General features: G+C 51.9%; 6 protein-coding genes. 2 read left to right on the forward strand and 4 right to left on the reverse strand.

Going from position 1 to position 16189, the window contains the following annotated elements:
- Positions 1-295: 295 nt before the first annotated feature.
- The gene (locus IQ254_RS09345) at positions 296-697 is read left to right on the forward strand and encodes a response regulator (RefSeq protein ID WP_193965905.1); all 402 of its coding nucleotides are present in this window, start codon (positions 296-298) and stop codon (positions 695-697) included.
- A gap of 208 nt (positions 698-905) precedes the next feature.
- Here IQ254_RS09345 and IQ254_RS09350 read toward each other — a convergent pair whose 3' ends face one another.
- The 4 genes from IQ254_RS09350 to IQ254_RS09365 all read right to left on the reverse strand — a co-directional run bounded on the left by IQ254_RS09350 (position 906) and on the right by IQ254_RS09365 (position 11772).
- Positions 906-2030 carry a response regulator gene (locus IQ254_RS09350; RefSeq protein WP_193965906.1) on the reverse strand — a complete coding sequence of 375 codons (1125 nt, stop codon included), beginning with the start codon at positions 2028-2030 and terminating at the stop codon, positions 906-908.
- Positions 2011-4314 carry a hybrid sensor histidine kinase/response regulator gene (locus tag IQ254_RS09355; protein ID WP_193965907.1) on the reverse strand — a complete coding sequence of 768 codons (2304 nt, stop codon included), beginning with the start codon at positions 4312-4314 and terminating at the stop codon, positions 2011-2013. Before IQ254_RS09355 ends, IQ254_RS09350 begins: the two co-directional genes overlap by 20 nt.
- A 151-nt stretch (positions 4315-4465) precedes the next feature.
- Positions 4466-7588: a GAF domain-containing protein gene (locus IQ254_RS09360; RefSeq protein WP_193965908.1), complete on the reverse strand. Its 3123-nt coding sequence runs from the start codon at positions 7586-7588 to the stop codon at positions 4466-4468.
- A 44-nt stretch (positions 7589-7632) separates the two neighbouring features.
- Positions 7633-11772 carry a response regulator gene (locus tag IQ254_RS09365; protein WP_193965909.1) on the reverse strand — a complete coding sequence of 1380 codons (4140 nt, stop codon included), beginning with the start codon at positions 11770-11772 and terminating at the stop codon, positions 7633-7635.
- Positions 11773-12465: 693 nt separating this feature from the next.
- Between IQ254_RS09365 and IQ254_RS09370 the strand changes: the two genes are divergently transcribed.
- The gene (locus IQ254_RS09370) at positions 12466-16089 is read left to right on the forward strand and encodes an AAA family ATPase (RefSeq protein ID WP_193965910.1); all 3624 of its coding nucleotides are present in this window, start codon (positions 12466-12468) and stop codon (positions 16087-16089) included.
- Positions 16090-16189: the final 100 nt, after the last annotated feature.

Raw genomic sequence — 16189 nt, forward strand, 5'->3', positions numbered from 1 at the left:
TAGCAAAAACCAGATGGTAGCTGAGTGTGGCCACAGCCATAGAGCAAAACAACATTTTAAGACCTGAAATTTTAATCACCCTACATAGATTGGCGCTAACAATGCTGTAACTTATAGGCAAGCCTAGGAGCATGGCAAGCATCTTAGCCACCTAATCTAACTAGTCTGGGGCATGGCACTCGACGACAGGGGCCAGGCTATGGTAGGTCGCCCTCGACCAAGGGCGCCCGCCACACCAGCCATTAGCCCATGGTTTATTCATATATTTCTCCGATAACGAGGGTGAATCAGCACGATGAAAACCGTCTTACTCGTCGAAGACGACCTGGTAAATGCTCGGGTGTTTTCTAAAATTTTGACCAAGCGCGGTGGTCTGGTCGTCAAGCATACCGAAGATGTCGAAGAGGTAATTGCCATTGCCCGCAGTGGCGAGATTGACGTTGTGTTAATGGATGTGTCACTGGCCCACAGCATGTACCAGGGCAGACCTATGGATGGCATCAAGATTACCCAACTGTTGAAGGCTGACCCTGACACTGCTAACCTACCTATAATTTTGGTGACGGCCCACGCCATGGAGGGCGATCGCGAGAATTTTTTGAGCCAGAGCGGTGCCGATGGCTATATCTCGAAACCAGTGATCGATCACCAAGAATTTGTAGACCAAATTAAGGCCACCATGGGAAACGCCGAATAAGTACATTTGTACTTTATTGGTGGTGTTTTCGCAAGCTCGGTTGTCTTCCCTGGTGTTTAGGCTGCTCACTCACTGGCAGTTGGCAGTTAGTCTCAGGGCTATCACAACTCAGACTTCTGCCCATGGGGGTGGGTTGACAAACTAATCGGCAGCATAGCAGTACCTGTGTATTTTGAGCTCCAGCCGATAAGTGCGTTGGTCATGCTGCTTAATGAGTACCGCTATTGACCGGCATAGTAAATGAGAAGGTCGTACCAACGTTGAGCTCTGAGGTAACCCAGATTTGGCCACCGTGACTTTCAACAATCTTTTTGCAGACGGCTAAACCAATGCCAGAACCGTGAATTTTTTCGTCTGACTTAGATCTATAAAAAAGCTTAAAGACATGGCTTAAATTGTCGGGCGAAATACCTATACCATGATCATGGATTGTAAAAAGCCAGTAATTATTCACCGGGGAAACAGCTATCTCAATCTTAGGGTTCGTGCCTGGTTGAGCAAATTTAACAGCATTTCCAATTAGGTTTTGGAATAGTTGAACTATCTGAGACTCATTGCCAAACAATGTAGGCAGATCGGCATATGTAAGTTTGGCATGGCTTTCTTGTAGCATTAGCGCTATATTGTCTAGAGCCTTAGATAATATGACATTGCCATCCAACTTTAAACAATCTATATCTTGTTTACCTATCTGAGCATATCTCAATAAATCTTGAATTAGTCGCTGCATACGAGTGCCAGCCTCTGAGATTTTCTCGAGATAGCCATTGACAGAACTGTCTAATGATTCTGAGTACTTTAAATTAATGATTGCCGCATAACCTAAAACACTTTGGAGAGGTTGCTGTAAGTCATGGGCGACAACATAAGCGAATTGCTCTAGGGCTTGGTTTGATCGGGCCAATTCCTCATTTTGTTTTTTCAACTGCTCTTGAAGGCTCAAAATATGAAGCTGGTTTTCAATACGAGCAAGTACTTCTGCTTCCTGAAAAGGCTTGGTAATATAGTCTGCTCCTCCTACCGAAAACGCTTTCACTTTATCAAGTGCATCATCTAAAGCGCTGATGAAAATCACTGGAATTCTCTCGCATGCTGGATCTTGTTTAAGGGTTGTGCAAATTTCAAAGCCATCTATGCCAGGCATTTTAATATCTAACAAGATTAGATCAGGGGCATCAGCATTAACTGAGGCTATCGCCTGTGAGCCATTCAATGCCTTTCTGACCTCATAGTTATGCTGTGTCAATATTGCAGACAATAATCGCAGGTTATCTGGCGTATCGTCGACAACTAGAATTTCTTTTTTTGATTGATTAATAGGAGTGATATGCATGGCGATATTCTTCAATCAGCTCAATTATTTTATCAAATTGAAAGTTTAGGGTTGCATATTTTAGGTAGGCTCTGAGTTCGTTGAAATTTTCTGGTAGTTGCAAAATTAGCTGTTCTAAGTCGAAATCAGAGCCTTTGATGGCAGCCTGTTCGATTTGATCAACCCAGTCTGGGGATAGCTGAGTCAAAACCTTAGTCAAGTGAGCTGATGCGACAGCACCAAAATTAGGTGGATAAGCATCTGCAAAGAAGGTCGAAGAGGTATCGATTCTAGCGCTGTCTTTCAGGTCAGAATCAACAATAATGGGGATTCGGATATGGAAAAGAGTTCCTTGGGCGCGATCGCTATTATAAATCATTGTACCTCCCATCAGTCGCACATATTCGTGGCTGATATGTAGGCCTAGACCGCCGCCCTGCTGTGCTTGTTTGCCAAAATCGGAGTATAAAAAAGGGTCTTCTTCAGACTGCAACCAGTCAAGCGAAATTCCAGGTCCAGTGTCTTCAATTTCAAACTGAAGTATCCATTCATTGGTGGTGGCTTGGGCAGTTGTCTCTATCGGAATGGCCCTGATTTGCAGAATAACTTGCCCCTCATCCGTAAAATTGATAGCATTTTCTAGAAGGCTGACTAAAACTTGCCGTATTTTATTTTCGTCACCGTAGATATAGTGGGGTAAGTCAGCAATAGAAGAAACCGTAAAAGTGAGCTTTTTAGCGTCAGCCTGGGGCTTCAAGGTAGTAATTAAATCTTCCAGCATTGCCCAGAGATTAAAGCAGACATTGTAAAGCCCTATTTCCTTGGATTCCAGCTTGGTCAACAGCAAAATATTGTTAATCAGAGACAGCAAATATTGCCCACTGCGATAGATGCGCTGCAGGTTATTTTTTTGCTCAGGCTCTAAGGCTAAGTCACGCTCTAGCACCTGCACAAATCCCAAAATTATATTCAGGGGTGTACGGAGTTCGTGGCTCATGTTGGCCAAAAACCGAGTTTTAGCCTGGTTTGCAACCTCTGCCTGGGTCTTGGCTTCCGCTAATTCAGCAGTACGCTGATCAACGCGGTTTTCAAGATCGGTAAAGGACGTCTTCAACTGCAAGACCATGGTGTTGAAAGATGTCGCTAAGGTTTCAAATTCTTGAATTGAATCGATATCAATGGTGTGGGATAGATCGCCCTTAGTAATCGTCTGGCTAGCTACCACCAGCTCTCGAATCGGGTGGTTGATCCAGCGGGACAAAATTAACCCTAGCAGAGTTGCGATCGCAGCGGCCAGCAGACACATCAGTACTGTAATCCTGGTGTTCTGAGCAATCTGCTGCATAAATGCCGTTTCCGGCACCACCAGTACGATTATCCAATCTAGACCCAACTCATTTTGGTGGCAGGTGACATTGACATAGTGCCGGATGCCCTCAAAGTCTAGGGTCAGCGCCAGGGACTCAGGCAACTCTACCCCCTGGGGGAATTGCTCCTGTAGCCGTTCCGCAGTTGCCTGTATCAGGGCATCTTGGCTTTGGGTTGCCGGTAATCTTGTGGCCGTATCTTGGGTTAACTGAAATACGGGCATGGCGCCAGACGTGGCCACCAGCAATCCATTCGGCTCCATAATAAAAATTACCCCGTCTCCATTGGGGACTAGGGTGCTTAAAAACTGACTGATATGAGACACTACAAGGTCTACCCCAATTACACCTAGTAGCTGTTGGCTATCGTTATAGACCGGGTAGCTGGAAGAAATAGACAGCACTGCGGGCTGATCAGCCCACTGGTAAATATCGCTCCATACGGGTTGCCCCGCTTGAACGGCATCGGTGTACCAGCCCTCCTCAGTGACCGGATCGGGCACCGAGTCTACTTTGGCTGTGGTGCGATCGCCCTGGGAGTCAGTCTGATAAATGGTCATGCTGTTGAGGTTAGGCGCCAGGGTCTCATTGATTACCCAGTGATTGTCATCGATTAGTTCTACCCCAATGAATTCGCCCTGAGGGTTGGCAAAATTGATATAGCTGACCGGATAAATTTGCATTTGATGCCAAAAGAATTGGCTCATGCCGGCAAAGTCATCTAGGGGCAACAGTCCTAATTCAATCGCCGCTAAATTGGCTTGATTAATATCTTGGGCCATCTGCAATTGATCTGCGATATGGTGGTACACCTGATCGGCAACTTCCTGACGGAGCTCCAGGGCTAACTGATAGATTGCTACCTGTCCATTGCGCAGTGAAAGCCACCCCGTCAAGCCCACAGCAGCAATAATTTGCAGCGTATAGGGAACTTTCAAAATAACAGATAGAGGTATGTGGCTAAACAAGTGACGACGCCGGGTTGTCAAGATAAAATCCTTCACAGCAGTGGGAATAATGGCCTGATCTGGTAACAGGGCAGCGTTCAGGTGGCAGGGCCAGAAACACCTTTGGTTAGGGTGCCCAGCCCTACTTAGGATTGGGCAAGTAGGCAATGATTTGATCAAATTGAAACTGTTCGGTGAGCTGGGTTAAGGCCTTAACTAGAGGATCGTAGGCGGGAGGTAACGGGGCCAGCAGCTGCAAGATTCTGCGATCAGATCCCAGGACGGCGGCTTGATAGAGTTGATGCCCCCACTGCGGCGGGAGGGTCACCAAGGCGGCGGCCATGAGCTCAGACATATTGCTGTCTAAAGGTTCTTTTAGCCCCAGCAAGGGCTCTACTGACTCACCTGGGCGACTTGGGTTGGGGAGTTCGGCGATCGCGGCTTGAGTTCTGATGGTAAACCGAAACAGGCTGCCCTGATTTAGCGCGCTCGTGACCTGAATATCGCCCCCCAACAACTTGACAAATTCGCGCGTAATGGTGAGACCCAGGCCTGTTCCCTGATTGGCCTGACGACCCGCCTGGGTCTGGGTAAAGGCTTCAAAGAGGTGACTAAACTCACCCTGGGCAATGCCCTGGCCGGTGTCTTCTACCTCAAACCACAGGTCAAGGCTAGAGTCTAAAGCCGGGCTTATTGTTGGGGCCTGTACCCCTGCCCGCAGCGATACGGTACCAGAGGCCGTAAACTTGATCGCATTGCTGAGTAAATTCAACAGGATCTGGCGCAGTTTGTCGGCGTCAGTTGTGATGAACTGGGGCATATGAGGGGCCAGCTCATAGGTCAGCCTTAGGCCCTTTTGGGCAGTCTCCACCGCCATCAGGTTTTTGATGTCAAACAATAGTTGATAGAGATCAAACCGAGTGGGCCTCATTTCTACCCGCCCTAATTCGATCCGCGACATATTTAACACCTCGTTGATCAGGTCTAAGAGATGGCGACCATTGCGGTTGATGATGTCGAGGTAATCCTTTTGGTCTAATCCGGGGCTGCTCTCAGATGGCAAGGGCAGATTGGCCTGGGTTGCTAACAGTTCGCTAAACCCTAAAATAGCGTTGAGGGGGGTGCGCAATTCATGGCTAACATTGGCCAGAAATTCACTTTTAGCCCGATTGGCGGTCTCCGCCTGCTCCTTGGCCTGGGCCAGGTCTACGGCTTGTTGATGGGTTTTTTCGAGCAGTTCTACATGGTGGAGGGCGATTCCCAGCTGATGGGTAATGTGCAGCACTAGACTAATATCGGTATCGGCCCAATAGCGTGGCCCGCTATTGCAATAGTTAGCCAACAACCCCCACAGCCGTTGGCCAATAAAAATAGGTACCGTCAGGTAAGACCTGGCCTGAAATTTCTCCAGCAGCTCTAGATAACAGGTCGAAAACCCAGCCTTATAGATATCAGCTTCGCAACTATATTGCTTACCGCGCAGGTAAGCGCCACCCTGGGTGGTTTGTAGATGGGTATCAATGTCTTGAGGTACCGTCTGGCTCCAGGATTGGATACAGCAGTCTCGGCTACCCGTCACGGTTTCAGCGTTGAGGTCGGCAGGGGTATCGGTAGACTCCAGTAGGGAAACCCAGCCTGGCCCCACCGACTCGGCCACAAAGCTCCCGCTCCAGTCGGGGTTAAAGCGGTAGATGACGGTGCGATCGCAGCCCAGCAAAGCCCGCAGTTCTGTCGTGGTGGTGGTGAAAATATGCCCCAGCTGTAGGGTCTGGCGCATATTCTCAACCAGGTGGTGAGTCAGGCGTTCTCGCTGCCAACTTTGGTATAGCCTTAGCTCCGCCTGACGATTTTCCAGGTGCAGCGAAAAAGCCGCCGCCGCCGCTGCCAGCAACTTAACCTCAGCGGCCTGCCATGGACGAGCCTGAAGACAATTATCAAACCCAATAAAGCCCCAGAATTGCCTCTTGACCCTCAGCGGCAAAATTAGAATGGCTAAAATCCCCTGGGGAGCTAAGATCGTGCGCTCTGGTGTCGGAAACTCACTCACGATGCCATGAACGGGATGATCCTGCGACAACAGCTCTAGCCAGCGCGGGAAAAACGTTTTATAAGGCAGGTTTTGTAGGATTGGGTTGTCAATTTCTGGAGCAATGCCGTCGGCACTCCACTCCACTCGCAGACTCATTAACCCGTCGTCGTGGTTTTCAAACAGGTACACCCTCGATGCCCTCGCCGTTTCTCCTAGCTGCTTCAAAATATTCTGATAAGCGGCTTGATCAAATCCTCCCGAGGGAGCTGGCGACAGCCCCTGAACTCCAGCTAAAACATTGGGCTCGGGGGCATCATCGTCTGGCTGTAAACTATACTCTGACGCCAGCAGTTGCTGTTGAATCGCCACCACCAGCGCCAGATAGCGTTCACGCTGTACGAGTAGGGCTTCCATTTGTTTGTAGTGGGTAATGTCGCGCTGAATGCCGAAATGCCCTACTACCTGGCCAGCGCTATTGTGTAGACAGACATAGTGGCCCTCAATCCAGATGGGTGCGTGATCGTCGAAACGACGTTCTTCGGTGATTTCAGTTAGCACCCCATGATCAAACAACTGACGCCACATCTCTCGACCATAGGTCAGATTGTGAGCAAAGCAGTCATTGGGAGTCAGCCCTAAAAATTCTTGCTCGCTGGCTCCATACTGCCGCAACATCGCAGGGTTGACCTGAGTCATGCGCTGGTGAGCAAAGACGTAGTCGAGGGTCGCCTCTCGATCCATTGAGCGATGCCAGGTTACAGGTCGGTCTAGCATCATGACAAAAAAGCCATAGCACCGCTGATTAAATAGCTGCTCCAGCAACCGCGAAGGAGGCTGGTGGCCATAGGCTCGCAATATTCCTGACTGGCCAATCATGCCTAAGAATCGGTTTTGGGCATCGGTTACCGGCAGAAAATTTACTTGGTACTGGTTAAACAACAACAGCAGGTTATCTAACGTGAGCGATTCATGCTGCAGAACTGTAGGCAGCCCCTGCACCATAATCTGCTCAACGGTCAGAGCCATAGGATTGGTTGCCGTCGAAATCGCCTCTAAAAGCTGCGCCGGAAAAACCGCCCCCATCAACCTGGTCTCTTCAGTGGCGGTAGTTTCAATGACCCAAAGCGCGGTAAAGGCAGCCCGTTGCATGGCCTCGATGGCTGTCTGTAGAGAAGTCTGAGGCCCAATTTTTATCGGCTCATAGTCAATGGCCTGGGCCAGTAGGCTATCTAGCATAGCGGCAAGTATCTAGGAAAACGAAAAATAGAGCATCCAGGTGTCTAGGACGATGACTCGCGCTCTAGGATGGCCAAGATCGGATCGAACTGAAAATTTTGGGCCCAGGCTGTCAGGGCTGCAGCTAGGTCAACCTGTTCGGGGGGCAACGCCTGCACCAGCTGCAAAATTTGTTCATCCGACCCCCGCAGGGCAGCTTGATATAGAGATTGACGCCACGGTTGGGCGATCGTTTCGAGGGCCATAGCCAGTTGACAGGTTGACATTATCTCCGGGTAATGCGCCTCCCGATCAGATAGCGAGGCCTGGGTATCAGCTTTATAGAGATAGCGCACCGGTAGGTGTTGAGCAATTTTTTGGAAAATTTGCTCTGACTGAAACGGTTTTCTAACAAAGTCGTCACAGCCAGCCGCCAATACTCGGGTACGCTCATCTTCAAAGGTGCTAGCCGTCAGGGCAATAATCACGGGGGCTGGCTGTAGGCCGGCGGTCTTGATCTGCTGAGTGGCGGTGTAGCCATCCATTCTAGGCATGCGAATGTCCATCCAAATTAAATGCGGCTGCCAAGCCAAGGCTTTTTCCACAGCGACGATGCCATCGTCGGCTGTCTGAACCGTAAACCCGACGGACTCCAGGAGTTTGACTAGAAGCCGTTGATTAGCCCGATGATCGTCTACCACCAACAGCCGGTACTGAGGCTGCCCGGGCGCTAACGTCTCAATCAAGGGGGGCATTAGCGCTGGCACCGTCATATCTGCGCTGGAGGCCGCCAAAACCTCGATATCAAAGGCAAAGGCTGACCCTTGCCCCAGCGTGCTTTGAACCTGAATGTTACCTCCCATGAGCTGCACAAACCGCTGGCTAATCGGTAACCCTAACCCCGTACCTTCCTGAGATCTGATACCTGTTTCCGTTTGAACAAAAGGCTCGAAGAGCATTTTCTGCTCCTCGGGGGCAATGCCTGGGCCATCATCCATGACCTGAAATGATAAGAGTATAGGTAGCGATCGTGACAATTCGGTGGCGGATAGGGCCTTAGCGTCGGGCCTCGTTTTGCGAGTGGCGTTGACCTGCAAAACAACCTGCCCCCGCTGGGAAAATTTCACCGCATTGCCCAACAGGTTGATCAATACTTGTCGCAGTTTACTCTCATCGGCCTGGATATAAACAGGAATTTCAGGAGCACAGTCAATGATCAGGCTGATGTTTTTGGCCTTGGCTCTGAGGGAAAACATATCCTCCAGAGTTTGCAGAAACTGATGCAGCTCAAAGGGATGGGGATTAAGCACCACCTTGCCTGCCTCAATCTTAGACATTTCTAAGACATCGTTAATTAGAGTTAACAGATGCCCCCCACTTCGATTCACAATGCTGAGATAGTCTTGGGTCGTGCGATCGAGGTGGCCCTCCCGCAAGATGAGCTGGCTAAATCCTAAGATGGTGTTTAGAGGAGTGCGCAATTCATGGCTCATATTCGCCAAAAATCTGCTCTTAGCTAGGTTAGCGGCATCGGCGATGTCTCGGGCTCGCTGCAGCTCATTCTCAAAGGTTTGGCGCTCTAACTCTGCCCCCGCTCGGGCTGCAAATATTTTTAGAATTAATTCGCGGGGCTTGCTGGGCGGCATCGGTCGGTCATCCATGACTACCAGCACCCCAATCACTTGATTGTTGGAGTCGGTCAGGGGGACGCCCATATAGCTGGTTGCCCCCCATTGCTTTAGGTTTTGGGCCTGCGGGTAGTGGGCTTGTAAATTTTCGCCATAGTAGACAACTTGCCCGTGACTAAGCAACTCACAGGGAGTGCCTGTCGTGGTGTATTCAAAATCGTTGTCAAAGCCGTTATGGTGCCAAAAGGCCAGAGAACGCATGTGATTGGGGGCGATTTGCTGAGCGACCAAGACGTAGCGAACCTGCAGCACCTCGGCCAGATAGCGCGTCAGGGAGCGGCAGAATTCTTGCCCGGTCTTAGCGGCGGTGCCTTCAAAAATCAGCCGCAGGGCCTGCTCCTGATTTTTAAGATCGGAAATGTCTTCGGCTAGCCCCACCAGCCGATACACCTGTCCCGCTTCGTCAAAGATCGGAAAAGCCTGGTCTCGAATCCAGCGCAGGGAACCATCGGGGCGGAGGATCCGATATTCTTCGTCGTAGCTCTGCCCGGCAGCCTGTTTGACGGCCACGCGAGTGGCATCTTCTGGATGAATGGCCGCCTGCCACAGCTCAGGATTGCGCAAAATTTCGCTGCAGGGTCGCCCCCAGATCGTTTCGTAGGCGTCAGAGACATAGACAAACTGCTGGCGAGAGGGCTCTAAGATCCAAAAGACATTCTCAATGTGCTCAGCTAGCTGGCGAAATCGCGATTCACTTTCTCGCAGGGCCGCTTCTACGGCCTGTTGCTGTTGCTCCATTTCACGGGAGCGAATAAATTTGCCAATACTTTGAGCCATTAATTCAATAATTTCATGCTCATGGTTAACAAATCCATGCTCTCTAGGCTGTTCAGAGAAAAAGCAAAAGGTGCCAAACACTCGATCATCGACAAAAATGGGCGTGCTGATGAATGATCCCCATTCAAAAGCTTGATAAGTCGGGTTATTTTCTATATCAGTTAAACTGCCTAAATGAGGATAGGAAACGGTTTGGCGAGTCTGAATTGCTTGGAGACAAAGGGTGTTGTCTACTCTACACTGAAGGCCAGGGTAGAGCGCTTCGAGATTAGATTGAACCGCTTCAATCTTGTAATCTTGGCTTTGAAGGGATCCGATCGCCCCTCCTGAGAAATTTAAAATTTGGCAGCCGGTGCGGATGTAATCTTCAAAAAGATCGTCAATGCTGTCAAAGTTTTGAATATTTAGACGGTGAATCTGTTTGAGGTTGTGGCTAAATTCCTTTAGGGTTTGAGAGGTTTTAATTAAGGCCTGCTCACTGGCTTTGCGGCTGGTGATGTCTCGATATTGCCAGAGATAACCCTGAAAGCGATCGCCAGAAACAATGGGCACGTAGTCTCGCTCTAAAACACGCCCATCTTTGAGAACTATTTCTTCCCCGGTGACAGGTTTTTTCGTCTCTAGTAATTCATTGATGCGCTGAATCACCTGGTCTGGATTCACAAAGATAGCCGCACTCTGGGCGGCCACCTGGCTACAGTCTGCTCCTAGCAGCGCCGCTGGTTTCTGCTCAACCCCAAAAATGTCACAAAACCTTTGATTGGCCAGCACAATCTCTCGATGCTCATTTTCGACTAGGATGCCGGCCTGTAAGTTACCAATTAAGGTAGATAGCCGAGACGTCGTTCGGTTCAGGTGATCTTCGACAATCTTACGGTCGGTCATGTCGCGGCAGACGCCAATTAGCCCTAGTAAAACTCCTTCGGGGCTGTAGATGGGGATTTTATAGGTATCGAGCAATCGCCGGTTTTGGTCGGGGGTTGTGGCCCATTCTTCATGGCGAAGGGGTTCACCAGTCCTCAAGACCTGGCTATCATGGGTCTGAATCCATGCGGCCGCCTGGGGAGAAAATAAGTCAGCATCGGTGCGCTGTCGAATCGATTCAGCCTCTACCCCGGTAAAGAGTTCAAAGGCTTGATTCCAGACGATGTACTGACCCTGCTGGTTTTTGAAGAAAATCAGGTCTGGAATGGCATCAATCACGCTACGCAGCAGGGATTTTTCCTGCAATAGCTCTGCCTCGACGCGTTTGCGATCGCAAATTTCCTGCTGCAACTGCTGATTTTGTTCCATCAGTAGTGCTTGCTGATAGTTTAGATGCTGTTGCAGATCTAAAACTTGCAGCTGATACTGCACCCGAGCCATCACCTCTTCAGCCTGCAGCGGCTTAGTAATATAGTCAGCCCCACCTACCTCAAACGCCCTAGCTTTATCGTTACCCTCCTGTAGCGCGCTGAGAAAAATAACTGGAATATGACGGGTATGCTCATTGGCCTTGATCTGCTGGCAGACCTCATAGCCATTCATCTTCGGCATGCGAATATCTAGCAAAACCAGGTCAGGGGCACTTTGCTGAATGGCCATCAAGGCCAGTGCTCCGCTGGGAGCCATCCGCACGTCATAGCCTTGAGCAGACAACAGGCTGGCCAGTAGGCTCAGGTTTTCTACCGTATCATCCACGATCAGAATACTGCGTGGGACGCTTTGAGTTTCGCGATTGCCAGGGCTGTAGTCGGACATGTCAACGACGCAGATAATATTTAGATGTTATTAAGTGAGGTAATGGCAGGGCCAAGGGAGATTTTTTTGAATAAAACCAAATGAAATTGGGTTATTTAATGGTTTGATGACGAGATAAAATCGAAATCAGAAGCTTTTTACAGGCTCGGCACTAGAGGCACGAAGCTCACCTTAGAGTAAAAGCGAAAGTAAGTCTTGCTGCCAATAAAAATCTTTTTACTACATTTATACTAAGTTTCTTAACATCTTAGCGGATCCTTTTTAGAATACCCAATAAGCAATGAATGCTATAGGTTTCTGCTTAGTAGACTTGGGCAAAATTCTTTACGTAACTCCAACACCAATAACTTAAATTGGCAGCGTTTACCTAATTTCTTTATTTAGGAGAAGGCAGGCTGTGGTCTTTGGCAACAATGGCTTGGTGATATCTGCACTATTCAGGCAGCGCACCTCACCAGCTCTACTACTCAGCCCTACTACTCACTACACGGAGAAACCCAACCGCACTTTTTTGCCCCTCGCCTGACGACGACAGACCTAACTCAACCAAGCGGCAGTATGTCAGCCCCGTTAAGTGAAACCATGTTTAGGTATAGCATCCAATGCCAGCTAGAGCAAAGGTAAGATCGCCCTGTTAAGCTATTTTTTTAAGTTGGCTTGAGCTTTAGACTCGCTAGAATTCTCAATCGCCCTATGCCTGAAGCAGCAAACGAATCATCCCAGCGCCGACAGCGAGGGGCGGTGCTATCGCCCCGGGGGCTCACTCGTCTACGAGCAGCCATTCGCATGGCCGAACAGAGAGACTTCGAGGGCCGACGGCTCAATCTACAGGAGTTGGGCGACTGCATCCGCATCGCCCCCAAGACGGTAAGAAAAGTACTGAAGCGACAATCCACGGTTGATTTCAGCACCCTAGAGCTGTGTTTCTCAGCCTTTCAAATGCCTTTGGAGCCAGAGGATTTAGACTATCCGCAATCGCCAACGGAAATGGTTTCGGCGCCGCCATTGCCCCGGCAGGACTGGCCCCGTACAGACTGGGGGACTGCCCCCAATGGAGCCCCCTTCTATGGCCGCCAGGACGAACTCAACCAGTTGAGCGAATGGATTCAGCGTGAGGGTTGCCGCAGCGTCACCGTGCTAGGGCTGGGGGGAGTGGGCAAAACTACTTTGGTGGCGCGTCTGGCCCACCAGATATCGCCTCAGTTTGATGCCATCATCTGGCGATCGCTGCGGCAGGCACCACCGCTTGAGCTGCTCTTGGGCGAGCTGGTGACGTTTTTGTCGCACCATCACAGCCTGGAGCCCACGCTGCCCAGCCTGATAGAGCAGTTACGCCGCCAGCGCTGTTTAATTGTGCTCGACAATCTAGATGCGGTGTTGCAAACCAGTGGCTCAGCGGGTCACTATCAGCCCGGTTATGACACCTACGGTGAGTTTCTCAGCACGGTTGGGGCGGCCGATCACACCAGTTGTCTGTTGTTTACCAGCCGAGAGAAACCGTTTGATGTGGCCCTGGCCGCAGCCGCTACTGCCCCAGTCAGAATCTTTTCTCTGTCGGGGTCGGCCACCGTTACCGAAGGGATCTTACAAGCTAAACCGCTCACGGGCACCGAGGCCCAGCGGCAGGTTCTAAGTCAACACTATGATCACAACCCCCTGGTGCTACAAATCGTGGCGGCCTCCATCCAAGATTTATTTGGAGGCGATCTGGGGCTGTTTTTGGCCCAAGATATGAGGGTCTTCGGGGGGGTGCGCTGGCTATTAGATCAGCAGTTCAGCCGACTGTCTGATTTGGAGCGCTCCATCAGCTATTGGCTGGCTATCAATCGCGAGTGGACCCATGCTGACGAGCTGATGACCGATCTGTTGCCAGCGGTGGGTCGGGCCGAGCTGTTGTCGGCGCTAGAGTCTTTGCGCTGGCGATCGCTGATTGAACAGCAGGGCGATCGCTACAGCCAGCAGCCCGTGATTATGGAGTACGTGCTGGGGAATCTGCTCGACATCATCTACGGCGAACTGACCGGGGGCATGCCGCTGCCCCGGCTGGAGGCCACCCAGAGTGCCTCCACCCTGGCCTCACTGCCCATGGTCAGCCGCTATGCCCTGGTCAAAACCACCGTCCGAGATTACATTCGTCAGTCGCAGGTGCGGCTGATTTTACAGCCCCTGGCTGAGCGCCTCCGCCGTAGATTCAGCTCTCTAGAAGCCCTGGAGCAACAGCTACAGGTCGTTTTGGCTCGGTTGCGCCTACTTGAACAATGGGCCCAGCAGGGTTACGGCACCGGCAACTGGATTGATTTAGGCACCTATCTCGGGCTGGAGCTAACCGGCTATGACTTTTCGGGCTTGCCGATCTGGCAGGCGTACCTGCAGGCAACTCCCCTGCATCGGGTGAAATTTTCGGGCAGTTACTTTCACCAGAGCCGCTTTGCCGACGTATTTGGAATTGTGCTGGCCCTGGCCTTTAGCCCCGATGGCCAACAGCTGGCGGTAGGCGACAGTAGCGGCGGCGTCCGCATTCACCGCACCACGGATCTGCAAACTCAAAGTCTTCTGGTGGGTCACGGCAGTCGGGTAATGTCAGTGGATTGGAGCCCCAGTGGTCGGCAACTGGCGAGCGCCAGCATGGATGGCACCATTCGCCTGTGGAATACCCACACCGGCCAGGAAATTGCCGTCTTGGAAGGCCACCAAAACCTGGTGATGTCGGTCAGCTGGCATCCCCAGGGCGCGCTGCTGGCGACCGGTAGCGAAGACCATAATGTCCACCTTTGGGATGCTCTCAGCGGCGAGCTCCGTCAGGTTTGGCGGGGTCATACCGACAGTGTGCGATCGGTCAGTTGGAGCCCCGATGGCGAAATCCTAGTCTCTGCCAGTGCCGATGGCACCCTGCGCCTGTGGAATTTGGCCACTGGCGAGTGTCAGGTGCTGACGGGCCACAGCGATAGCCTTTGGGCCGTCGTCTGGAGCCCCGATGGGCAATGGCTGGCCAGTGGTGGAGAAGATGGCACCGTTCGGCTTTGGCAGGCCCACGGTGAATACCCGGCGCAGGTGTTATCGGGTCATACCGAATGGATTTGGTCGCTGCGGTTCAGTGCCGACGGCCAACGGTTGGCCAGTGGCAGTCGCGATTGCACTATTCGGCTGTGGGATGTGGCAACCGGTACCACTACGAAGGTGCTAAAAGCTCACCCCATGGGGGTTTCTGCCCTCTGTTGGCATCCCCAGCAGCCGCTGCTAGCCTCCGGCGGAGTCGATCAAATGCTGCGCCTGTGGGACACCCGCTCGGGCCATGCGCTGAGGTTTCTCAAGGGATTTACCACCAGTGTGTGGGCGGTGGCCTGGAACCCCAAGGCGGTCTTAGCGGCCGATCGGCCTGAGCTGGCCAGCGGCCATCAGGACGGTAGCGTGTGGCTCTGGCGGCGGGGAACCGGGGTTCCCCTGCGGCGGCTGGGCAGTCACACCCGGCAGATCTGGGAACTGGCCTGGAGCCCCGACGGTGAAACGCTGGCCTGTTGCGGGGACGATGGCGCTGTGCATCTGTGGGACACCGCTACCGGAACCCATCTGGAATCGCTGCGGGGCCACCGCCACGATCGCATTTGGGCCGTGACCTGGAGCCCCGATGGCCGTCTGTTGGCCAGTGGCGGAGCCGATGCCGCGATTTGCCTTTGGGATGCTATGACCCACCACGGCCTTCAGGCCTGGCAGGCCCATGCCAGCGATGTGGTCGCCCTGCAATTTAGCCCCGATGGTCAATGGTTGGCTTCGGGCAGCGAAGATCAGACCCTGCGGCTTTGGAATTTAAAGACTGGAGAGTTGGAGAACACCCTGGCCGGGCACAGCGATCGCATTACTCAGCTACAGTTCAACCCCACGGGCAGCTTGCTCGCCTCTGCCAGCGAAGATCGCACCATTCGCCTGTGGGAAGTAGCCTCAGGGGAGGGCTCCTGCACCCTGCAAGGGCATGAGAACCGGGTTTGGGATATTCAATTTAGCCCCGATGGCCAAAAATTAGTCTCAGCCAGTACCGATCGCACCGCCCGCATCTGGGACATTCGCACCGGCACCTGTGACACCGTCTTAACCGATCACGAGAGTCTGCTGTGGTCGGTAGGGTGGAGTGCCGACGGAAAAACGGTAGCGACCGGCGGAGAAGACGGGCTGGTGAAGCTGTGGTCGGTGGCCGAACAACGGTGGGTGGCTACCCTACAGGGCGATCGGCTCTACGAGGGCATGCAGATTCAGGGGGCGACGGGGCTGAGCTCAGCGGCGATCACCGGCCTGCAAAAACTGGGGGCCACGACCAACCCTTAAAGATTAGCGTGGAAATATGTCCCCCAAAGTTTGGTTGGATTATTTTGGGGGTCAGCCCGCCAAACAGAACCTGCCCTGGGTTAGGGCTGAGCTTAGCTAT

The sequence above is a fragment of the Nodosilinea sp. LEGE 07088 genome (genome assembly GCF_015207395.1).
Taxonomy (GTDB): Bacteria; Cyanobacteriota; Cyanobacteriia; order Phormidesmidales; family Phormidesmidaceae; genus Nodosilinea.